This window comes from Henriciella mobilis (assembly GCF_003576285.1).
In the GTDB taxonomy this organism is placed as follows: domain Bacteria; phylum Pseudomonadota; class Alphaproteobacteria; order Caulobacterales; family Hyphomonadaceae; genus Henriciella; species Henriciella mobilis.
In genome coordinates this window covers 123,766-145,134 of record NZ_QWFX01000016.1, presented here as the reverse complement: position 1 = coordinate 145,134, position 21,369 = coordinate 123,766, and the positions used below count along the sequence as shown (strand labels likewise).

Genomic DNA, 21,369 nt, shown 5'->3' with positions numbered 1-21,369 from the left:
ACCGCAGCCGTTCGCGCCCTCGGAGTGAACGTGCCAAGTCGAAGGCGACGCCACCTAAGGAATCATTGCAGGATTGCGCCCAATATTCGGATATCGTTTCTATCCCAGCTGGCAGGTCGGTGTATCCTGGCTTGCAAGCGGTCCAAATATTTCAGGTGATTGTGTGGTCGATTTGAACGCCTGCGACCGCATCCGGCTCAGCCGTACGAGGTCTTCATCGGTGGGGACGCCAATTGGGTGGCAACACGATTGGCATCGCCGCAAATGGCCAGTAAGGGCGCACCAGCAACATTATCATCGAGCGAATGTCTCATCGGGTCTGAGTGGCTGGAGCCTTTGTCTGGCGGCAGCAAGCAGGCCAAGCCCGGTCACCGCCGAAAGCGTGGACCCGATGATCACACTCAAAGTGACCCCTTGCAAAGCGGTTGGACTATCGAATGCGAGCGCCGCCACGAACAGGCTGATTGTAAACCCAACCCCCGCCAGAAAGGACGCGCCGAGCAAATGCAGCCAGCTGACGCCGAAAGGTCGTTTGCCTAACCCACTCCAGACAGCCAGGCTGGCCGCACCAAATACACCAAGCGGCTTGCCAAGGAAAAGGCCCAGCCCGGCGCCGAGGCTGGCGGGTCCGAGCAGGGAGGATGGCGTTATGCCCGCCAAGTGAATGCCGGAGTTGAAAAAGGCGAAGATCGGGACAACCCCATAAGCGACCCATGGCTTCATGCCCGCTTCGATGACCGCAAGTACGGGGCGCCCATTGATTGTAAGCGGAATGGTCCAGGCCACGAGGACACCGGCAATGGTCGCATGCACGCCTGATTCCAGAACCGCGACCCACACAAATATGCCTATCAGGACATAGGGCGTCATATTTGAAATGCGCATTCGGTTGAACCCGATCAGGACGGCAAGGCCGAAACCAGCCATAGTCAGCGAGACGAGGCTCACCCCCTCAGTATAGAAGAGCGCGATGACAGCCAGCGTTCCGAAATCATCGAATACGGCGAGCGCCATCAGGAAGACTTTCAGACTGGCCGGAACGCGGGCACCAAGTACCGACAAGACGGCGAGTGCGAGTACAATATCGGTCGCGACCGGTACCGCCCAGCCATGTTCGGTGTCCGGATTACCCGCATTGAACATCAGATAGATTGCAGCAGGGGCGAGCATACCGCCCAGTGCGCCAATCGCGGGAAGGGCGATCCTGCGCGGCGATGCAAGGTCGCCGACCAAAACTTCTCGTTTGATTTCGAGCCCGACCGCAAAGAAGAAGAAGACCATCAGGCCCTCATTGATCCAATCGACAAGTGGTTTGGACAGCCCGACCTCTCCGAGTTGAATCGAGAAAGGCGTATGATGGATAAAATCGTAGGTCCCAACAGCCGGAGAATTAACCCAGATAAAAGCGATGGACATGGCTGCGAAAACGGCAAGCGCAGCATGCCGTGTCGACGCGCTTGAATCGGCAGGCAGATGGCCGGCGTCTGCGGTGGCTGCCTTCGGATCTGGAATGAAAGGGGCTTTATCCACACAGTCAGATACGTCTGGTTGGGGTTCACCCCTTGGCCAGGCCGTCAATAGATCAAGGTATCCTGACAAGCGCAAACTATTCGCGTTGTATGAAACCAAGAGCGCTTTTCCCGCGATGGGGGCTGGTGATCAGTTCTGCGCAGCATCATGCCTCGTGAAGAATTTCGTCTGCGTATGAGTGCGCCGGACCACTGCCGCGTATCTGTATTAGTCTTTCATGAAACATGCTGAGCACAGGCGTCGGAAAAAACCGTCATTTACTTTGAGCCAAATGAGCCAGTTCGCACCGGGAAGGCCCCCGATCGCCTGGGTTGCCTCTGCGAAAGAACGCGCTGAATCCGCGGCGGCCCGGCTTCAGTTTCGTACAGGTTGTCGCCATCGAGGAGCATGGTTCAGAGTGATGCAAATTGCGTTTTTCGAAATAGAGCCGCGAGACGCGGCAACGTTTGACAGTCTGAAGCCAGGCAACAGTCTGAGACTGACAGATGAAGCTCTCTCGGCCGGAAATGCCGGCGCCTTCGTTGATGCCGAAATTGTTTCCACCTTCATAAATTCGGCCATCGATCGTGCGGTTCTGGATCAGCTGCCAGCGCTCAAATTGATCGCGACGCGATCGACAGGATTTGACCACATTGACACCGCCCTGTGCGCCGAACGCGGCATTCGTGTCTGCAATGTGCCGGTCTATGGCGAAAATACCGTCGCCGAACATGTCTTCGCCCTCCTCCTTGCACTCAGCCATCGCTTGCTCGAGGCGGTGGAGCGCGCTCGCTCAGGGCCATTCTCTCCTGCCGGACTGACGGGCTTCGATCTCGCCGGTAAGACACTAGGCCTGGTGGGCACCGGCGCCATCGGGCGGCATGTTGTCCGCATTGCTCACGGGTTTGGCATGCATGTTTGTGCATTTGACATCGTGCCGGATTCCGATTTTGCGACGCGCGAGGGCTTTTCTTATCGGACTTTTGACGACCTCCTAACGACCGCAGACATAATATCCCTGCACGTGCCGTCCACGCCTCAGACCCGTCATCTCCTATCTGCGGACGCCTTCATGCGCATGAAGGACGGTGTCGTAATCATCAACACGGCGCGCGGCGACGTGGTCGATAGCCATGCGCTCATCGAGGCTTTAAAGAGCGGAAAGGTGGCGGCGGCCGGACTTGACGTCCTGCCTGATGAACCCATGCTTCGCGAAGAGGCAGAGCTGATCTGTTCGGTTGATTGTGACGGAGATGATCTGCGCACCCTGGTTGCCGACCAGGTTCTATTGCGAATGCCCAATGTGATCGTGACACCTCACTCCGCTTTCAATACGCGAGAAGCCATCGCCCGCATTGCCGAAACCACAATCAAGAACATCAAGACGTATCTAGCGGGCGAGCCGCAAAACCTGGTCGCAACGCAGAAAAATCTGTCACTGAAGGAGCAAGAGCATGTCTGACAAGTCAATCCGGGTCGCCGTAAACGGTTACGGTGTCATCGGCAAACGCGTTGCCGATGCCGTGACACGCCAGGACGATATGCAGCTGGCAGGCATCGCTGATACATCTGTTGACTGGCGGCTGCGTGTCGCGAACCAGCGAGGCTATCGAGTCTTTGCGGCAACCCCAAAGGCGCACACATCGATGAGCAAAGCGGGTATAGTACTGTCAGGCAATTTGGATGACCTCCTGGACGAGGCAGATATTGTCGTCGATTGCACACCGAAACATGTTGCAACCGGAAATGTTGCTCTCTTCCGAAAGCGGGGGCTCAGATTCATTGTACAAGGTGGCGAACCCCACGCCCTTACCGAGCACTCATTCGTCGCCGAATCGAATTTTGACAGCGCTGTGGGCAGATATGAAACGCGGATTGTCTCCTGCAACACGACGTCGATTGTTCGAACGCTCGGCGCGCTGAAACGGGCAGGTTTGCTCAAAAAGGCGCGCGGCACGCTTTTGCGCCGCGCCACCGATCCCTGGGAAAGCCATCAGAGCGGCATCATGAACACGCTAGTCCCGGAACAAAGCATTCCAAGCCATCAAGGCCCGGATGCCCAAAGCGTCGATCCGGATTTCGATGTCGTGACGATGGCGGTCAAGGTGCCGGAAACACTTGCGCATCTGCATTATTGGAACGTTGAACTGTCGCGCGCCGCCGACCGAGAGGAGGTATTGGCGGCATTTCACTCTTCGACGCGTATCGCCATGGTCAGACTGGACGACGGACTGACGGGTATAAACAGTGTCAAGGAACTCATGGCCGACCTGAAACGTCCAAATGACAACCTATACGAAGTCGCTCTTTGGGAAGACCTGGTTACGATTCAGAATAATGAACTCTTTTATGCCTATATGGTCGACAATCAGGCGATCGTCATCCCGGAAACGATTGATGCGATCAGGGCGCTGACAGGGCTTTCGACAGATTCACAAAAATCCATCGCGAAGACCAATGCCGCCCTCGGTATTGGATCGGCGCTCTATTGAAACCGTGATGGCGTGGACCGAGGCGTGTGCGTTGCAAGATCGGTACGTCGCGGCGCCAAACCGCCTGGCAGTGAGCCTAGGGTTTGGTGCCCGAATAGATGGAGATCGATCCGGTCGGCGTGAGCGTGACGCTCTGCTCTTTGGCATGCGTAAATCCCGCACCCCGCATGAATTCGGGCAGCCGGCCGTCCTTGTTGGCTCTGGTGTCGGCATAGCCATCGGTCAGGCGGACCAGGTTGAAAGCAAGCTTCATCGGTATTGAGCGCTGCCGACCGTAATCAGCGATCAGCAACTCGCCACCGGGTTTGAGGAGGCGAAAAGCGTTTGCGAGGATACTTGTTTTAACAGAGACCGGGCACTGGTGGAGCACGAGGCTGATCAGAATCTTGTCCGCGCTTCCCGGCCGGACAATGTGGTCAATCTTTTTGTCGCCCATCGCGGTTACGAATTCGATAGCGGCTCCAGCTCTTACCGCTTTCGCTTCGGCGATCGTTCGTATGTCGGGGTCCGGATCAATTGCGATCATGCGAATGCCAGGCTGCGTTGTTTTGATCAGACACGCCATGCTCGCAGTGCCCGCGCCGATATCGATGATTGTCTCTCCGCCTCTGGGGGCCAAAGCGACGAGCAGCCTGGCTCGCCATGTTTTCTCACGGGTCAGGAGAGCAATGGCGCGATCATAAAGTTCTATCGAACCATGAGGGCCGAGTGCGGGCGTGTAGTTAGGAGCTGGTAACTTGGTCATCACCCGACCCTAGAGCGGAGCAAACCCGCCAGTATTGAATGTTTCAACTGTATTGAAAAACGGCGGCTGTGTAAGTTCCCGGTGTAATGAGTGAGGGAAGGTGGCGTCCATGCCGTATCACCATAAAGGCTGATCGCTCCCATTTGCGGCAGGCTTGGTCCCATGCGCATTGGAGACACCGATGATGAGAAACCTCAAGGCCGACACGTATACGCCTCACTCACACGTGCGTGCGCATTGTCCCCGGGGCCCTGCCTGCAGAACAGCGCTTCTGTCAATTATTGGACTCGGCGTTGCGGCCCTTCCAGCCATGGCCCAGATCAATCTCTACGACAGTGACGTTGTCGCCATTGATGTTGGTCTCGACGCAGCCACAGTCGTTTTTGCGCAAAGCAATCCCTGGTTTGGAGAGCCCGAAGCGAACATCGGTGTCGATACAAGCACATGGGCGGAGTTCGCAGTTGAGCCGCAACTGTACCTGACATTGAAAAATGTATTTGGGGGGGAATTGTCAGCCGGCCTGTCTGCTGTCGGGACGAAGACATACGGCGAGAGCGCAGAAGGTTTCGCCGCCGGGATCAGCGACCCCGGCAAGGCGACGCTCGAAAAGCTCTATGTCGGCTGGAAGGCAGAACTTGGCGAAGATGATTTCTTCGAGGTCATCGGCGGCGATTTTGACTATGAAATTGGTACCGGCTTCCTGATCAAGGATGGTGGCCGTGATGGCGGCGACCGAGGCGGCTTCTACCTGGGTGCCCGTTCGGCGTCGCGCAGCAGCGGCCTCGTTCGCCTGAAGCAAGGAGATCTGCTGCTGGAAGGGTTCTGGCTTGGCAACAATCCGGGCCGGGCCGGTATCAAGGCGCATGTCGGCGGGGTCAATGCCGAGTATGACATCTCCGAGCGCGCCTCAATTGGCGCAACCTATGTCGAAGTTGCCCATTTTGATGACCCGGTCACCGCAAACACAGCCGAGGAACTGAAAACCTACGATGTGCGCGCCGCGATTGACGTCTCTGACCGGTTAACATTTTCTGGCGAGTACGCCCTGCAGGAAGGGGCCGGTTTCTATGAGGGCCAAGGCGGCTACCTTCAAGGCCGCTACAAGCTCGATAGCTTGCCGTTTGAGCCGACAATCACCTATCGCTACGCCGTCGTCACAGGCGATGATCCGTCGACGCCGCAAAATGAAGAATTCGTACCGCTCGCCTACGGCTTCACCGATTACGGCCAATGGTATCAGGGTGAGATCACGGGCAACTGGATTTTCGGGAACTCCAACCAGAAAACCCATATGGTCAAAGGCTCTGCCACGCTGACTGACACCGTGTCGCTGACCGCTTCCTGGCTCAATTTCACTCTGGATGAACCTGGCCAGATCGGTGTGGACGATGAGGCGTTCGGAGACGAAGTCGATATCTTCCTCGACTGGCAGGCGACCGATCGCTTGTTCCTGTCGGCGGCAGCCGCTGTGATGGTGCCGGGCGACGGCGCCAAACAATTTACGGGCGGTGATGAGACCTGGTCTCACTTCATGCTCTACGCATCCGTCGCATTCTAGGAGAGGGGCTGAAAACATGTCAGACTCAATTGAAACGGACGATGCACAGGCCCCATCGAAGGGCTTCAAGTTTCCAACTGCCTATACAATCCTGTTCGCGCTCATTGCCCTCGTTGCGTTGGGGACATGGATTGTACCGGCAGGGCAATATCAGCGAGCGGAGAATGCGGAACTGGGCCGTGAGGTACCGATTCCAGGGACATACGAAACCGTTGATGCCAACCCGCAAGGGATTGTCGATGTATTTCTCGCACCGATTGGCGGGTTCTATAACCCGGACAGCAATCAAGCGCAGGCTATCGATGTCGCGCTGTTCGTGATCATCATCGGTGGATTTCTCGGCGTTGTGACCCGGACAGGCGCCATCGATCATGCAATCGAACGCTGCATGTCGGCCTTGAGGGGGCGAGAGATCTGGATGATCCCGATCCTTATGGCCTTCTTTGCTGTTGGCGGCACGACCTATGGCATGGCCGAAGAATCGCTCGCCTTTTATGGGCTCCTGATACCGGTCATGCTGGCCGCCCGGTTTGATGCCGTCGTCGCCGTTGCCGTTATCCTGCTCGGGGCGGGGATCGGCGTCCTCGGTTCGACGATAAACCCGTTCGCCACGGTTATCGCTTCAAACGCGGCTGGCATCGCGTTTACGGACGGGCTGACCCTGCGGGTTTTCATTCTGGTAACAGGCTGGGCGATCTGTTCGGCCTACGTGATGCGCTACGCCGTCAAGGTGAGAGCAGATCCCTCCAAATCGATCATCGCCGACAAGAAAAACGAAATCGCTGCCCGCTTCAAGAGCGACGGCCATGATCCGGACGCGCCGCTCTCACGATCACAAATCCTGACCCTGATCATTTTCGCTGCGACCTTCGCCATCATGATATGGGGCGTATCTTCGCAAGGCTGGTGGATGGACAAGATGTCGGCCCTGTTCATCGCTGCATCTATCCTTGTCGGGGTCGCCTCCTGGATGGGTGAAGAGGGCTTTATCGACGCCTTCATGGCGGGCGCGAAAGACCTTCTCGGCGTGGCGCTCATAATCGGCATTGCACGCGGAATCGTGGTGATCATGGACGCAGGCAAGATGACGGACACGATCCTGCATGCGGGCGAAGGCGCCTTGAGCGGGCTCGGGCCCATCGGGTTCATCAACACCATGTTCGGGATAGAGCTTGGATTGTCCTTCCTGGTACCATCGTCCTCGGGTCTTGCCGTCTTGAGCATGCCAATCATGGCACCGCTTGCCGATTTCTCGGACGTTGACCGCTCGCTTGTGGTGACCGCCTATCAGTCGGCGAACGGGCTGGTGAACCTCATCAACCCGACCTTTGCGGTCGTCATGGGAGCACTCGCGATTGGCGGTGTGCCCTACCAGCGCTGGCTCCGGTTCATGTGGCCGCTCCTGCTCGGGCTGGTCGTCCTGGTTATGGGGTCTCTGACGATCGCAACCCTGATCAACTGAGCGGGCACAGTCTTCAACGCCGCATACTGAACCGCAATTCAACGTGTTTTTGAAAGGACCTCTCCAATGACAGGCTTCGGTGTACATTCTGAAATCGGCAAGCTGCGCAAAGTCATTACCTGTCAGCCAGGGCTCGCGCACTCACGGCTAACGCCCGCAAACGCCGATGCGTTGCTCTACGATGATGTTCTCTGGGTGCAGGAAGCCAGAACCGATCATGCCGACTTTCGCATGAAAATGGCCAATCGCGGGGTTGAAGTCTACGAATTTCATGACCTCTTGAGTGAGATTGTCGCGATGCCTGAGGCCCGCAACTGGATCCTCGACCGGCGGGTGACCGACGACCAGGTCGGCGTCGGCATGCCGGAGGAGTTGCGCGCCTGGCTGAGCGAACTTCCCCCCTATCAACTGGCGGTGTTTCTGATAGGCGGAATTGCCGTTCATGACCTGCCGTTTAAGGCCACTGACATGTTCGGCAGCTATCTGGGTCCGGACGGATTTGTCATACCGCCACTGCCAAACACGCAGTTCCCGCGCGACAATAGTTGCTGGATCGGCAACGGCCTGACATTGAACCCGATGTTCTGGCCCGCGCGGCGGCCCGAAACGCTGCTCGTCGCCGCTGTCTACAAATTTCACCCGGCATTTGCACACGGTGATTTCAAAGTCTGGTGGGGCGATCCGGATACCGATCACGGCCCCGCGACGCTGGAGGGCGGCGACGTCATGCCATGGGGCAACGGCACTGTCCTTATCGGGATGGGCGAACGCACCAGCCCGCAGGCGGTTGGACAAGTGGCGCGCGCCTTGTTTAAAAACGGGGCCGCGACCCGTGTCATCGCCTGTCAGATGCCGCGCGCACGCAGCGCGATGCACCTGGACACGGTCTTTTCCCATTGTGACCGGGATGTCGCGACGGCTTTTGTCGAGGTTTGCGACCAGATCCAATGCTATACATTGCAACCCTGCGACAAGCCCGACCACGTATGCGTCACAAAGGAGAGCCGTCACCTTTTTGTGATAGCGGCTGAGGCGCTTGGGCTCAAAAAGCTGAACATCGTTCAAACGGGCGGCGACGCCTACAATCAGGAGCGCGAGCAATGGGACGACGGCAACAATGTCGTCGCCCTCGAACCGGGGGTCGTTGTCGCGTACGACCGCAACACATCGACCAACACGCTCCTGCGCAAAGCCGGTATCGAAGTGATCACGATCCGTGGATCCGAACTCGGGCGAGGCCGCGGCGGCGGCCATTGCATGACCTGCCCGGTCTGGCGCGATCCGGTCGATTTTTAAGTGCCCGTTTGGCACCCGTATATTCATGATGAGGACGTATAATGGCCTATAATCTTCAAGGACGCAGTTTCCTGAAACTGCTGGATTTCGACCAGCGCGCAATGCGCTATCTTCTCGATCTGTCGCGTGATCTGAAACGCGCGAAATATTCCGGCATCGAACACCAAAGCCTGAAAGGCAAGAATATCTGCCTGATCTTCGAGAAGGCCTCGACGCGTACGATGTGTGCGTTCGAAGTTGCGGCCATGGATCAGGGAGCAGGCTTTACCTATCTCGGGCCGTCCGGCTCGCATATCGGTCACAAGGAATCAATGAAGGACACGGCTCGGGTCCTTGGGCGAATGTACGATGCGATCGAATATCGCGGGTTTGGGCAGGGAAAGGTCGAAGAACTTGCCGCCTATGCGGGCGTGCCCGTATTCAACGGTCTGACGGATGAATGGCACCCGACCCAGATGCTGGCGGACCTGATGACGATGCACGAACATGCCGACAAGCCGCTCCGCGACATATCCTACGCCTTTGTCGGCGATGCCCATAGCAATGTGGGTCATTCCCTCATGATCGCCGGGTGTCTGATGGGTATGGATGTCCGCATCGCTTCGCCCGGGAGCCTCTGGCCAAGCGACGACTATTTGCAGCCTGCCAAAGAGCTGGCAGCCCGGTATGGAGCCCGGCTGACGATCACCGAAGACCCGGTCGAAGCCGTCAAGGACTGTGACTTCATCAATACTGATGTCTGGGTGTCGATGGGCGAGCCAGCCGAGGTCTGGGAAGAACGGATCAAATTGCTCAGGCCTTATCAGGTCAATGCCGATTTGATGGCGGCAACAGGCAAGCCGACAACCAAATTCATGCATTGCCTGCCGGCATTCCACAATGCAGAAACCGACGTCGGCCGGGACATGCTGGAGAAATTCGGGATATCCGAAATGGAAGTTACTGACGCGGTCTTTGAATCGCCCGCGGGAATCCAGTTCGAACAGGCCGAGAACCGGCTGCACACGATCAAGGCCATTCTTGTGGCCACGATCGGCGGTTGATCCATGCGTATACTGGTTGCCCTTGGCGGAAACGCCCTTTTGAAACGCGGTGAAGCGCTGACGGTCGAAAACCAGCGCGCCAATGTAAAAATTGCAGCAAGCGCGCTTGCCCCCCTGGCTCGGAATCACGAACTGATTGTTACGCATGGCAATGGGCCCCAGGTCGGATTGCTGGCACTGCAAGGGGCGGCCTACAAGCCAGACGAAGCCTTCCCTTTGGATGTTCTCGGCGCCGAGACCGAGGGCATGATCGGGTACGTGATCGAGCGCGAGCTTCGAAACTGCCTGCAAGGGGACAAAGAGATCGCGACACTGCTCACCATGATCGAGGTCGATACGCTTGATCCGGCGTTTGACGCGCCGAGCAAATTTGTCGGACCGGTTTATTCCCGGGCTGATGCAGAACGTCTTGCGGCCGAAAAAAAATGGCAGATCAAAGCGGATGGTCAGGATTGGCGCCGGGTTGTTGCGTCGCCCAAACCTCAGAAAATTCTTGAACTGGATCCAATCAAATGGATGCTCGACCGCGGCGTAATTGTTATCTGCGCCGGTGGAGGGGGGATTCCGACAATCCGGGGAGAAGATGGTCGGCTCAAGGGAGTTGAAGCCGTCATCGACAAGGATTTTGCCAGCGCGTTGCTGGCCCGCGAACTTGAAGTGGATCTCTTCATCGTGGCGACCGATGTCGATGCGGTCTATGTCGACTGGGGGCAACCCTCACAGCGGCGCATTATAGAAGCGGGGCCTGATGCTCTGGACACGTATGAGTTCCCGGCAGGATCAATGGGCCCAAAAGTCAGAGCTGCCTGCGCGTTTGTGCGCCATAGCGGCGCAAAAGCAGCGATCGGTGCATTGAAGGATATCGAGGCGATTGTTGCAGGTGCGGCTGGCACCCTCATCATCAACTCGGTTCGCGGCCTGAGAGAGGAATCAGTTTGACACGCCGTCTTGCTCTTGGACGCTCAGGAATCGGACTTTACCGTCCTGTACGGCATTTTCTTCTTTATGCCGCCATGGGCGCGATCATAGGGGTCATTGTTCTTCACCCCATCATTACGCTCGTCTTGTGGATGGAGTATGGCGCTCTGTTTTCACCCGAATATTCTGACTTTGGCCGATTTGCCTGGGAGCGGGTGAGTGGCGCGCCAGTTTACCATCTCATGGCTATGAATGGCATTTTCGCTGCACTCGGCGCGGCAATCGGAATGGTCTTTGCCGTTCTGACACGTGCACTCTCTGTTCAGTTGCGTAAAGCTGAGGGACTCCTTGAGGATCTCCAAACGGCATTGCCAAGTGTCATTGCCGGAGGTGAGAACGAATTCACCGAGTTCAAATCCACTTTGCGGTGGGATATCAATGAATCGAGGACCAATAGAAGTCTTGAGCAAGTCATTGCCAAGACAATCGCTGGATTGATGAACCATGAAGGCGGTCGTCTCCTAATCGGCGTGACAGATGCAGGCGAGCTGACCGGAATTGAACAGGATCTTAAAACGCTTCGGCAGCCGTCAGTTGATGAATTTGAGCGCGCCTTGACGGGGATCGTAAAGACGTATCTGGGGGGTGTCGCTTGCACGCTGATCAGGTGCCGGTTCCTGAAGATCGACGACATGACAATATGCTGGGTGCTCGTAGAGCGCGCCGCAGAACCAGTCTTTCTCGTCTTGTCGGATACCTCGAAATATTATGTCCGCACCGGAAATTCGACGCGCGAATTGAACGCCGCGGAAGCACATGATCATATTCAGCGAAGAGGGAGGTAGAAGTCATGCCTGTCGATCAGCAGAGCGGCCTCCTGTTTTCCGACGCATTCACATCTCGCTTGACTGTCGCTGCGTCAGACATTGATGCGTTCAGCCATGTGAACAATGCAGTTTATCTGAAATGGATGAATGACTGCGCCATGGAACATTCAGCGTCGGTTGGACTGCCCGCTGAAGCGTGCGTCGATCTGGACCGAGGTATGGCGGTTCGGGAAACTAGGCTGGTTTATCAGCGGCCTGCGCGACTTGGCGACGGGGTCATCATCGCAAACTGGATAACGTTCAATGATGGCAGATTGCGAGCCAATCGGTACTTCCAGGTCGTGCGGGCAGATGATCATCAAACACTGATTCTGGGCGCATCCAAATATGTCTGTATCGCGCTTTCCACCGGCAAGCCCGCCCGTATGCCCGATGTGTTCGCGCTGGCATATCAGGTTGAACCGGGATTGCAGCGGCGCCTCGTTGCGGATGCGAGCCTGCGCACTGAGCTGATCATATAAGAGAGCATGTCCCGTATCCGGATTGTCAGCGACTATCGGAACCTGCACGGCGTCGTTCGGCGACGACTGTACTTTGGTGACCCGTTCAATGGCGGTGAAGTGAGCGTGCAAGTCCATGTAAGCCACTGCCAGCTGTGATGCGGCAACCCTTTTGGGGGTAGAATTCGCCCTTCCGCCAGGGTTCGTCTATACGCTCACAGATGCAAAATTCCAGCGGCGTTTCGAGCGCGACTATGTACCGTGGGATTATGTCGCCGCTGGGGACAAGTTACCCTATGTGTCCGACAAACAGCTGACATGGAACGCAGGTGTCGAGACCAATCGCTGGGGTAGGGATCTGTCGGCAAACTATGTGTCCGATGCACGGGCGCGCCGGGCAGGGCGCAATCGAGGCGGCGCAACTCATCGAGGCGCGTTGGGTGGCGGATGCTGCAATATGGAGTGACCTGACGGATCGCATCCGCGTGCGGGTAAAGGCCGAGAAACTTTTTGACGACGTGTATGTTGCCTCAATAGACCCGGCCGGTCTTCGCCCGGGAAAGCCGTTTGAGTTCCTGATGGGCGTTGAGCTATCCTTCTGAGGGGGGCTCAGAAGGCGCCGGTCTTCACCCACTCTAAAAAAGCGATGCACCTATTTCCTGCATTTTGCGACACGGGCCGACACTGCGGACGCCAAACGCGGCTCGAAACGACTGCTCACGCGTGTCAGGCGGGCGGTGTCAATGCCGGCAATGGCGAATGGGTCGAGTGCCATCACTTCTGGCTCACGCAGGTGTTGTTTGAGGTCGTGTGCCGTGTTTCGAACCGTCACCCCGGTACATCATCCAGACCAGATAGGATGACATGACCGCCCCGCCGAAACAGAAGACCGAAACATAGGCGTATGCGAAGAACGTATAGGTTGTGATGAGAACGCCAAACGCGAGAAAACCGAAGATACGCACACCGCGCACGGATGATAGCAACAACGGCAAGATCACGACCGATATATAGATTGCATAAGTGACTTCTCGGCGGCCAACAAAGTCCAGCAGCTCAGTACCTTCATAGATGATCACGTGCGAGAGGAAGCGCGTGTTGAGCCAATCCGCATGCGCGAAGTAAGGCACATATTGCAAGGCGCCGAGCATCGCGCCGACAATCACGAATATGAGGAAGTAGGGCTTTCGCTTCGCCGGCTCCAAGGCGAAAGTCGAGACCGGGATCCAGACAGGCCATGCGAGCCAGGAAAAGAACATATAACTGAGTGAAGCGGTGGCAATGAGCTCGGTATTCTGGCCGGCGCCGGCAACCCAGACAACGCCTTCAGCAAGCTGTTGCAGTCCGAACAGGAGTGGCAGGGTTGCCAGTGGCAAATAACGCCGGTCGCCCCGCCAGGCCTGGCGCATGCTAAGCGCGCCTGCCGGGATAAGCCCTGCGGCGGCGATGAAACTGACTTCTGCTGATAGGCACATATTTTTGGTCCTCTTGATTGCTTAATTTTGGGTCAGGACACGCGCCTGCGAAACAGCCAGGCGCCTGCGGTAAGGGTCACGACAGCGATAACCGCCATGGGCCAGGTATGGTGGAAGAAGAGTTCAGCTGGCGCGTCCTTCATATAGACGGCCTTGCTGATCACGATGAAATGCATGATCGGATTGGACTCGTTCAAAGCTTGGAGCCAATCGGGCATATTGGCGACCGGGGTTGCATACCCTGACAATAGGACAGCTGGCATCATGTAGATGAAAAGACCGATGATCGCCTGTTGCTGTGTTGCTGCGAGCGAAGAGATAAACAGACCAATCCCGATGATCGCGGCGAGATAGATGATCATACTGGCATAAAGCAGAAGCAGAGACCCGCGCAGGGGAACATCCAGAACCAGCCAGCCAAGGATCAGCATTGCTGTCGCGCTTGCCAGGGCGATCATCAGAGCCGGCACCGCCTTGCCGATCAGAATCTCTGTTGGCCTGAGCGGCGACACAAGCAGCTGCTCGAATGTACCAAGTTCGCGCTCGCGTGCGATGGACAGGGCCGAGACCATGAACCCGACAATCGCGGTCAGGACGGCAAACAGCGCTGGTACGGCTGACCAAAGCGGATCGAGATTTGGATTGTACCAAACACGGGTCACGACCTTGGTGAGGGTCGGCACACCGAGCGCGGTCGCTTGATCTTCGTTGAAATCCTGGACGATCCGCCCAGAATAACCTGCAAGGATTTGGGCGGCGTTGGAGGCGCGGCCATCCAGAATGAGCTGTACGTTCGCTGGTTCACCGCGCTCCAATTGCCGGGAAAAGTCCGGACCGATCCTCAAGACCAAATCGACCGAACGAGAATCAATTGCCGCGGCGATATCGGCGTCGCGACGCAGATAGAGAATTTCTTCAAACGTCGGTGAACCCTCGAATCTGCTGATCAGTTCTCGCGCCTCGACGCCGCGATCCTGGGTGTACACGCCGAGCGTGACGCTGGAGATTTCCTGGGTGATGGCGAAGGCGTAAATCACCAGAAGGAAAGGCGGCGAAAACAGCACGACCCAGCGAGTTTGCGGGTCGCGGGCGCTGGCGAGAAGCTCCTTGATAATGAGAGACCAGATGCGTTGAAACATGCCGCTATTCCAGACGCGTGCGCGTGGTCAGCGCCGTGAGAGCGAAGATGATGAGCGCAAACACGCCGAGCCCAATCAGATCCGGAACGATAACGCTCCAGACGTCGCCTGCGAGAAACTCAGTTTGCAAGGTCGAGACATAGTATCGGGCGGGGACGCCATAGCTGATCAGGCGCAATGCGAGCGGCATACTGTCAATTTCGAATACGAAGTTCGAAAAATAGAAAGCCGGTAGGAAGGCGGTTAAAACTGAGGTTTGCGCGGCGACCAGTTGGTTGCGGGTCAAGGTAGAGATCAGAAGGCCCTGACCGAGCGAGCACAGCATGAAGAGCGATGAGGACAGAATGAGCACGGCGAGCGAACCCCGAAACGGCACGCCGAACAAAAGCACGGCTGTGATGACCGCGAGCGCCATGGAGCCCAGCCCGAGCAGGAAGTATGGCACCAGTTTGCCAATCAGCAGCTCCAAGATACCAACCGGCGTCGCGAGCAATGCCTCCATCGTGCCACGCTCCCATTCGCGTGCGACGACCAGGGCGGTGAGGAGCGCGCCAATCGTTGTCAGAATGATCGCAATCGATCCTGGCACGAGATAGTTTCGGCTCGAAATCTCCGGATTGAACCAGACTTGCGGTTCCAGCTGCACACTTGGCGCCAGGGCCGGTCGTCCACGGCTGATCCATTCCTGTTCCAGCCAGTTGGCCCATAGGAGCTCGACATAACCACTGACCAGATATGCCGTGTTCGGATCACCGCCGTCCACGATAACCTGAATAGGCGCGCCTTCGGCCCGAAACGCTTTCTCCGCGAAATCAGCTTGCAGTACGATTAACCCATCCAATTCGCCAAGTGTCAGCGCGCGCTCGAACAGGCGACGATCCGGGCCCGTTTCGACCTCGAACAGGGTTGAGTTTTCAAGCGAGGCTTGGAAGCTCGCAGTTTCCGATGACTGCTGCTCAACCACCAATGCGACATCAAGTTGGCGTGGATCAAAGGTTACGCCATAGCCGAACAGGAAGAGAAGCAAGAGCGGCATCACGCCCGCGATCAAGACGGAACTCGGGTCGCGCAGAACCTGGCGCGACTCCTTTACGATCAGGCCGGTCAGACGTCGCCACCGCAGCGCAAGGGGTTCGCGGTCCTTCATCCCGCCTCGCGCTCTCGATCACTCTGCTCAACCAGCGCAATGAACGCGTCCTCAAGCGTTGGGTCCATCATGCCGCTTGCGCGGGCGCGGTCTTTCAACTCATCAGGTGAGCCACTGGCGATCATCTTGCTGCGATAAATAAGCGCCATCCGATCGCAATATTCCGCCTCATCCAGGAAGTGCGTTGTCACCATGATCGTGACGCCATTGGCGACCATCGCATTGATATGGGTCCAGAACTCTCGCCGGGTGCGTGGATCAACACCGGATGTCGGCTCATCAAGGAAAAGGACATCCGGTTCGTGCATAACCGCGCAGGCGAGCGCCAGGCGTTGTTTATAGCCAAGCGGCAGCCCCATGGCGTTGACATCCAGCCTGTCAGCAAACCCGAACGTCTCAATCATTTGAGAGATGGCGTCTTTGCGGGATTTGCCTGTCAGGCCATAAACACCAGCAAAAAAATCGAGGTTCTGCTGAACGCTAAGATCGCCATAGAGCGAGAATTTTTGAGCCATATAGCCGATCCGGCCGCGCGCCTTGCTTGGGGCGTTTTGCAAATCAAGGCCAACCACACGGGCCGAGCCCTCGCTCGGCTGGAGCAAACCGCACAGCATTTTGAACGTGGTCGACTTGCCAGCGCCATTGGGTCCAATCAGGCCAAAGATTTCACCGCGCCCCACTTCGAAGCTGATATTATCAGCAGCTGTGAAATCCCCGAACCGCCGCGTTAGCGCACGCGCCTCGACCACCTGATTCATAGTATGTTCGGCGCTATCCTCTCGATTGGCAAAAGGTGAGGTCGCGCGAAATCCACCGCCGATCAGATCCATGAAGGCATCTTCAAACCGCGGCGGGATTTGCGAGATTTCAGCTGCTAGGCCCGCGTTCAGCGGCGCGAGATTTGGCGGATCGGCACCTTCGGCCATGACCAGACGCACGCGGCTTCCCTGGATAACGCCGTCAATCACGGTTGCCAGCTTTGTTGCTTCGCTTAGGACTTCGCGGCGATCGGTGTCGATATGCCGGATCTGGTAGGTGCGACCGGCGACCCGGTCTGTGAGGTCTTGCGGCGAGCCTGCATAAAGCAAGGCGCCTTCATTCAGGAGCAGCACGCGGGCGCATTGTTCAGCTTCATCTAAATAGGCCGTGCTCCAGACGACGCCAATCCCCTGATCGACCAGTTCATAGACCATGCGCCAAAGCTCTCGCCGGGAGATCGGATCGACGCCAACGCTTGGTTCGTCAAGCAACAGCAAGTCGGGTTTCTTGATGAGGGCGCAGGCAAGGCCAAGCTTTTGCTTCATACCGCCGGAAAGCGCTCCAGCCAGCCGGTTTGTAAAAGGTGCGAGGCCTGTAAATCCCAAAAGCCGCTCGAAGGCCTCTTCGCGGTCTGACCCTATAACTGACCGCAGATCAGCGTACAGCGTCAGGTTTTCCTGGACGCTCAGATCTTCGTAGAGCCCAAACCGCTGGGGCATATAGGACACAATCCGGTGAACCGCTCCGCTATCCGTGACAGGATCCAGACCGTTGACAGTGATCTTACCTGTTGAGGGAACCAGTAAGCCTGCGATCAGACGCAGCAATGTGGTTTTTCCAGCCCCATCGGGACCAACCAGACCAGTGACTTCCCCTGCATTGAAATGGGCCGTAACAGAATCGAGCGCCGCAAGGGCGCCCTTATCAAAGCGCTTGCTGAGTTGATCTATCTGGATCAGCGGGCCCGGCACGCTCAAACATCCCGGTCGGGGCTGAGCATGACTGTAACCGGCATGCCCTGTTTCAGGCGGTGTTCTGGATCTTCAACGATGATGCGCACGCGGTAGACAAGGCTGGTTCGCAATGACCGGGTTTCGACCGTCTTTGGCGTGAACTCGGCGACCGGCGAAATGAACCCGATTTGGCCTGTGTAGACGCGTCCGGAGTCGGTGCGCACCTCAGCGTCCATACCGGCCTGGATGAAATCAAGATCTGGCTCTTCAATATAGGCGCGCACCCAGACCGGCGAGGTCAAGGTTAAGGTATAAATGGTTTCCCCTGCGCCGATGATTGCGCCCGGCTCGCGAACACGTGTCAAAATGATGCCTTCATTTGGGGCGGTCAGCATCGTATCGGCGACGCGTTGCTCAGCCAGGGCGCGAGCGGCTTGTTCGGCGGCCAGCACCGAACGCGCCTGATCGATATCCTCAGAGCGCGGTCCAATGCGCGCCAACTCCAAGCTTTTTGCGGCGGCGTCACGCTGCGCAATGGCCGCGCCATGCCGCGCTTCGGCTTCCTCATGTGCCTGGTGTGAGGCGATATCTCGCTCGGCAAGAAACTCCTGTCGCGACAGGGTGGTTTCAGCGACGGTCAGAGCCGCTTCTGCTTCGGCGAGCTGCGCTTCAGCTTGCGCGATTTCCTGGGGTCGGGAGCCGGCGAGCAAAACGTTGAGCGCAGCTTGAGACCGCGCAACCCGCGCTTGCGCGAGTTTCACCTCATTTTCATAGTCAATCGGCTCGAGTTTTGCGACAACTGCACCCGCAGCGACCTTGTCGCCCTCATCGACCATCATTTCGGCGAGGCGCCCGGGAACTTTGAAACCCAGATTGACCTGGCGCACATCGACATTTCCGAACACTTCGATATGGCCGCGCTCTTCATGGGGGTTGCGTAGCTGTGTCCAGCCGACAATCGCGGCAGCGAGGAAGACGATGGCGATGCCGATCAGACCATAGCGTTTTACCATATTGGTCATTTGTGCCCCCATTCCTCAATAATACGCGTGGCCGAGTTCCTTCCCTTATAGGCGCAGGCGCGCGCCAAACATTTCAGGTGTAACTGTATTGAAGCGCGTGTGGGGGGTCTCATTGCCTGCTTTCCCCGCTCTGCTCCGTCATGAACAGAAACAGCATCGCCGCCGAGCAACTGATGAGCAGAAAACCATTCAGCGCCTCGACACCGGCGACGAAGCGCAAATGGCCGGTTGGAACAATGTCGCCAAGACCGAGTGAGGTGTAACTGACGAGCGAAAAGTAAAAGACGTCCATGGCTGTCGTCGGCGTATCACCGCTTAGATCACCTATATCCAGGGCGCGGCCCAGGCCATAAGCGAGGGCGTAAAGACTGGCCGCCGCGAGATGCGCAATCCCCGAGACGCAAAGCGCAGTGACCAGTTTGCGGCCGCGATGATAGCTGGCCGCTCCGAGGTGGCGGAATGCGCCTGAGACAATCGCATAGTGAAGCGCGCCGGATAGCACGAAGGTGACTGCGGAGATGACAATCGCCAGGATCATGGCGCGAACCTCGCGGTGTGCCGGGTCCGCGAAAGCGTTGTCACACGCCCCGCGATAGGATGCGCCATCGCATTTAAACCAATAAGGATCCCAGTCCTGCTCACCGCTCGCTCACAGAACACCACCAGGTTTACCCCCGGCGGACCAGTTACATCACGAGTGAGAGTGCGCATGATCGGGCGCCTCCTTGCCGCGGATCCGGCCGAGATAGAGCGCTTCGAAAGCAAAGATTGCAGCCATTGACCCAATCGCGATGACGACAATCATAGGGTCTGCGGTCGCTTTGATGAACAGGAAGGCGCCAAGGGCAATCAGATCGAATAATATGGCGGCGACTAGAATAGAGGCGCGGGCGCCGACATCTTCGCGTAAATAGCGCAGCACGCCATAATGGATAATAATATCCATTACGAGATAATAAATCGCGCCGAGTGAAGCGATCCGCCCAAGATCGAAGAAAGCGGCCAGGAAGGCAGCCAAAACAACGGTATAGACAAGCGTGTGTTTCTGGATGCCGCCGGGCATGCCAAAATGCTTGTGGGGGATGAGGTTCATATTCGTCAGCATAGCGAGCATGCGCGAAACCGCGAAGACACTGGCGAGCAGTCCCGACGCGGTGGCGATGATTGCAATGATCACGGTAAACGCCACGCCAAAATCACCAAAGGCCGGGCGCGAGGCTTCTGCGAGCGAGAAATCCTTGGCTGCGACAATTTCTTCAAGTGTCAGTGAGGACCCGACCGCTAGAGCGACAGCCATGTAGACAACAAGGCAGATCGCCAGCGACCAAATGATCGCGCGGCCGACATTCTTATTGGGGTCTTTGACTTCATCGCCGCTATTGGTGATCGTGGTGAACCCTTTAAAAGCAAGAATGGCGAGGGCGACGCCGGCGAGGAATCCCGCAGGTCCAGTCTCATTTGTTGTGGCCGAGGAGGCTGCTTCAAAAGAAAGGTCGGAGGCCCAGAGCGCCGCGCCAGCAAAGATCAGAATGCCGCCAACTTTCAGGACCGCAGCAATTTTGGATACGCCGCCAATGATTTTGTTTCCGGATATGTTGATTATAAACGCAAAAACGATCAATCCGACGGCCAGAACGGGTACCAGAATACTGTCTTTCGAAACATCAAAGAGTTGCAATGTGTAGGCGCCGAATGTGCGAGCGACGAGGCTCTCATTGATAATCATCGACATAGTCATGAGCAGCGCGCTGGCGGCGGCAATTGTCGTTGGCCCATAGGCTTTTTGAAGGATCATCGCGATGCCGCCGGCCGACGGATATTTGTTCGACATTTTGATGTAGGTGTAGGCGCTGAACCCGCTGACCACGGCCGCAAGCAAAAAGGCGAGCGGAAACGCCGGTCCTGAGAATTGCGCGACTTGCCCGGTCAGTGCGAAGATCCCGGCGCCAATCATGACACCGGTGCCCATCGCAATGGTTCCTGCGAGACTTAGCGAGCCTTTTTTATAGGTTTCGGATTTCATTGCCCGACCGCCTGTTCAGCTGGGAAGCGGCCGACATAGCTCGCGAATACGCTTTGCTGTTTCGCACTAAACAGAATGACATCATAGGCGTCAGGCGGGCTTGTCGTTTCCATTCCGGGAGAGCCCATTGGCATGCCGGGCACCGAAAGCCCCGCCGCATCTGGCCGGGTTTCCAGAAGCTTACGAATTTCCGAGGCTGGGACATGGCCCTCAATCGCGTAGCCATCAACCGACGCAGTGTGGCAGGAGGCAAGCTCATCGGGCACGTTCAGCGAGGCCCGCACAGGCGCAAGGTCTTCGCGTTCGATAACACGTACTTCAAGACCATCGCGCTGAAGGTGTTTTATCCAGGCCGTACAGCATCCACACCAGGGTGTTTTATAGACGGTAATGGTTTGCGCATTTGCAGGGCTCGCCAAACCGCCCGAGACGAAAAACCCAGCGGCAAGCGCAAAAAGGGCGGTGGCCAAGGCACCAAGAATCCATTTTGACATAAGAATT

The 21,369-nt window shown here is 57.1% G+C and carries 20 protein-coding genes; 10 read left to right on the top strand and 10 right to left on the bottom strand.

The features are described from left to right. Nucleotides 1-294: 294 nt before the first annotated feature. On the bottom strand, nt 295-1,473 hold the full coding sequence (gene nhaA, locus D1223_RS16095; RefSeq protein WP_045656395.1) for a Na+/H+ antiporter NhaA: 1,179 nt from the start codon (nt 1,471-1,473) through the stop codon (nt 295-297). Between the two features lie 328 nt (nt 1,474-1,801). Here nhaA and D1223_RS16090 point away from each other — a divergent pair, with 328 nt between their 5' ends. Continuing rightward, nucleotides 1,802-2,971 (top strand): hydroxyacid dehydrogenase, encoded by a 1,170-nt coding sequence (locus D1223_RS16090; RefSeq protein WP_233349726.1) that lies wholly within the window; start codon nt 1,802-1,804, stop codon nt 2,969-2,971. Beyond that, complete coding sequence (locus D1223_RS16085; RefSeq protein WP_119377439.1) at nt 2,964-4,001, top strand: type II glyceraldehyde-3-phosphate dehydrogenase; 1,038 nt, start codon at nt 2,964-2,966, stop codon at nt 3,999-4,001. The genes D1223_RS16090 and D1223_RS16085 overlap by 8 nt, the downstream gene beginning before the upstream one ends. A gap of 76 nt (nt 4,002-4,077) precedes the next feature. On the opposite strand, the gene D1223_RS16080 is transcribed toward D1223_RS16085, so the two are convergent. Next, entirely contained in the window at nt 4,078-4,746 is a 669-nt protein-coding gene (locus D1223_RS16080; RefSeq protein WP_045656392.1) for a class I SAM-dependent methyltransferase, read from the bottom strand. A 310-nt stretch (nt 4,747-5,056) separates the two neighbouring features. Between D1223_RS16080 and D1223_RS16075 the strand changes: the two genes are divergently transcribed. The 8 genes from D1223_RS16075 to D1223_RS16040 all read left to right on the top strand — a co-directional run bounded on the left by D1223_RS16075 (nt 5,057) and on the right by D1223_RS16040 (nt 12,952). Beyond that, nucleotides 5,057-6,304: an alginate export family protein gene (locus tag D1223_RS16075; protein WP_045656391.1), complete on the top strand. Its 1,248-nt coding sequence runs from the start codon at nt 5,057-5,059 to the stop codon at nt 6,302-6,304. Between the two features lie 16 nt (nt 6,305-6,320). Next, on the top strand, nt 6,321-7,766 hold the full coding sequence (locus D1223_RS16070) for a YfcC family protein (RefSeq protein WP_119377437.1): 1,446 nt from the start codon (nt 6,321-6,323) through the stop codon (nt 7,764-7,766). Between the two features lie 66 nt (nt 7,767-7,832). Further along, a complete protein-coding gene (locus tag D1223_RS16065; RefSeq protein WP_045656389.1) occupies nt 7,833-9,062 on the top strand; it encodes an arginine deiminase in 1,230 nt (409 codons plus the stop codon). A gap of 41 nt (nt 9,063-9,103) precedes the next feature. Further along, complete coding sequence (gene argF / locus D1223_RS16060; protein ID WP_045656388.1) at nt 9,104-10,105, top strand: ornithine carbamoyltransferase; 1,002 nt, start codon at nt 9,104-9,106, stop codon at nt 10,103-10,105. A gap of 3 nt (nt 10,106-10,108) precedes the next feature. Further along, nucleotides 10,109-11,044 (top strand): carbamate kinase, encoded by a 936-nt coding sequence (arcC, locus tag D1223_RS16055; RefSeq protein ID WP_119377436.1) that lies wholly within the window; start codon nt 10,109-10,111, stop codon nt 11,042-11,044. Beyond that, complete coding sequence (locus D1223_RS16050; protein ID WP_147372879.1) at nt 11,041-11,868, top strand: AlbA family DNA-binding domain-containing protein; 828 nt, start codon at nt 11,041-11,043, stop codon at nt 11,866-11,868. Before arcC ends, D1223_RS16050 begins: the two co-directional genes overlap by 4 nt. 5 nt (nt 11,869-11,873) lie before the next feature. Further along, on the top strand, nt 11,874-12,371 hold the full coding sequence (locus tag D1223_RS16045) for an acyl-CoA thioesterase (protein WP_119377434.1): 498 nt from the start codon (nt 11,874-11,876) through the stop codon (nt 12,369-12,371). A 359-nt stretch (nt 12,372-12,730) separates the two neighbouring features. Beyond that, entirely contained in the window at nt 12,731-12,952 is a 222-nt protein-coding gene (locus tag D1223_RS16040; protein WP_119377433.1) for a hypothetical protein, read from the top strand. Nucleotides 12,953-13,135: 183 nt separating this feature from the next. Here the strand turns inward: D1223_RS16040 and D1223_RS16035 are convergent, their stop codons facing one another. The 8 genes from D1223_RS16035 to D1223_RS16000 all read right to left on the bottom strand — a co-directional run bounded on the left by D1223_RS16035 (nt 13,136) and on the right by D1223_RS16000 (nt 21,362). Then, a complete protein-coding gene (locus tag D1223_RS16035; protein WP_119377432.1) occupies nt 13,136-13,825 on the bottom strand; it encodes a DUF6629 family protein in 690 nt (229 codons plus the stop codon). Between the two features lie 32 nt (nt 13,826-13,857). Next, nucleotides 13,858-14,889, bottom strand: coding sequence for an ABC transporter permease (locus D1223_RS16030; protein ID WP_233353207.1), 1,032 nt, complete (start codon nt 14,887-14,889; stop codon nt 13,858-13,860). A gap of 79 nt (nt 14,890-14,968) precedes the next feature. Then, nucleotides 14,969-16,111: an ABC transporter permease gene (locus tag D1223_RS16025; protein ID WP_035541835.1), complete on the bottom strand. Its 1,143-nt coding sequence runs from the start codon at nt 16,109-16,111 to the stop codon at nt 14,969-14,971. Continuing rightward, nucleotides 16,108-17,841 carry an ATP-binding cassette domain-containing protein gene (locus tag D1223_RS16020; protein WP_119377431.1) on the bottom strand — a complete coding sequence of 578 codons (1,734 nt, stop codon included), beginning with the start codon at nt 17,839-17,841 and terminating at the stop codon, nt 16,108-16,110. The genes D1223_RS16025 and D1223_RS16020 overlap by 4 nt, the downstream gene beginning before the upstream one ends. 2 nt (nt 17,842-17,843) lie before the next feature. Next, nucleotides 17,844-18,845, bottom strand: coding sequence for an efflux RND transporter periplasmic adaptor subunit (locus D1223_RS16015; RefSeq protein WP_158588520.1), 1,002 nt, complete (start codon nt 18,843-18,845; stop codon nt 17,844-17,846). Between the two features lie 109 nt (nt 18,846-18,954). Beyond that, nucleotides 18,955-19,383 carry a potassium channel family protein gene (locus D1223_RS16010; RefSeq protein ID WP_084396980.1) on the bottom strand — a complete coding sequence of 143 codons (429 nt, stop codon included), beginning with the start codon at nt 19,381-19,383 and terminating at the stop codon, nt 18,955-18,957. Between the two features lie 153 nt (nt 19,384-19,536). Further along, nucleotides 19,537-20,868, bottom strand: coding sequence for an APC family permease (locus tag D1223_RS16005; RefSeq protein ID WP_119377429.1), 1,332 nt, complete (start codon nt 20,866-20,868; stop codon nt 19,537-19,539). Beyond that, nucleotides 20,865-21,362, bottom strand: a complete 498-nt coding sequence (locus D1223_RS16000; protein ID WP_084396985.1) for a DUF411 domain-containing protein — start codon at nt 21,360-21,362, stop codon at nt 20,865-20,867. The genes D1223_RS16005 and D1223_RS16000 overlap by 4 nt, the downstream gene beginning before the upstream one ends. Nucleotides 21,363-21,369: the final 7 nt, after the last annotated feature.

Coding starts and splice junctions, on each gene's coding strand:
- D1223_RS16090 (WP_233349726.1), top strand. CDS start 1,802: ATGAGCCAGTTCGCACCGGGAAGGCCCCCGATCGCCTGGGTTGCCTCT.
- D1223_RS16085 (WP_119377439.1), top strand. CDS start 2,964: ATGTCTGACAAGTCAATCCGGGTCGCCGTAAACGGTTACGGTGTCATC.
- D1223_RS16080 (WP_045656392.1), bottom strand. CDS start 4,746: ATGACCAAGTTACCAGCTCCTAACTACACGCCCGCACTCGGCCCTCAT.
- D1223_RS16075 (WP_045656391.1), top strand. CDS start 5,057: ATGGCCCAGATCAATCTCTACGACAGTGACGTTGTCGCCATTGATGTT.
- D1223_RS16070 (WP_119377437.1), top strand. CDS start 6,321: ATGTCAGACTCAATTGAAACGGACGATGCACAGGCCCCATCGAAGGGC.
- D1223_RS16065 (WP_045656389.1), top strand. CDS start 7,833: ATGACAGGCTTCGGTGTACATTCTGAAATCGGCAAGCTGCGCAAAGTC.
- argF (WP_045656388.1), top strand. CDS start 9,104: ATGGCCTATAATCTTCAAGGACGCAGTTTCCTGAAACTGCTGGATTTC.
- arcC (WP_119377436.1), top strand. CDS start 10,109: ATGCGTATACTGGTTGCCCTTGGCGGAAACGCCCTTTTGAAACGCGGT.
- D1223_RS16045 (WP_119377434.1), top strand. CDS start 11,874: ATGCCTGTCGATCAGCAGAGCGGCCTCCTGTTTTCCGACGCATTCACA.
- D1223_RS16040 (WP_119377433.1), top strand. CDS start 12,731: ATGCACGGGCGCGCCGGGCAGGGCGCAATCGAGGCGGCGCAACTCATC.
- D1223_RS16035 (WP_119377432.1), bottom strand. CDS start 13,825: ATGTGCCTATCAGCAGAAGTCAGTTTCATCGCCGCCGCAGGGCTTATC.
- D1223_RS16025 (WP_035541835.1), bottom strand. CDS start 16,111: ATGAAGGACCGCGAACCCCTTGCGCTGCGGTGGCGACGTCTGACCGGC.
- D1223_RS16015 (WP_158588520.1), bottom strand. CDS start 18,845: ATGACCAATATGGTAAAACGCTATGGTCTGATCGGCATCGCCATCGTC.
- D1223_RS16010 (WP_084396980.1), bottom strand. CDS start 19,383: ATGATCCTGGCGATTGTCATCTCCGCAGTCACCTTCGTGCTATCCGGC.
- D1223_RS16005 (WP_119377429.1), bottom strand. CDS start 20,868: ATGAAATCCGAAACCTATAAAAAAGGCTCGCTAAGTCTCGCAGGAACC.
- D1223_RS16000 (WP_084396985.1), bottom strand. CDS start 21,362: ATGTCAAAATGGATTCTTGGTGCCTTGGCCACCGCCCTTTTTGCGCTT.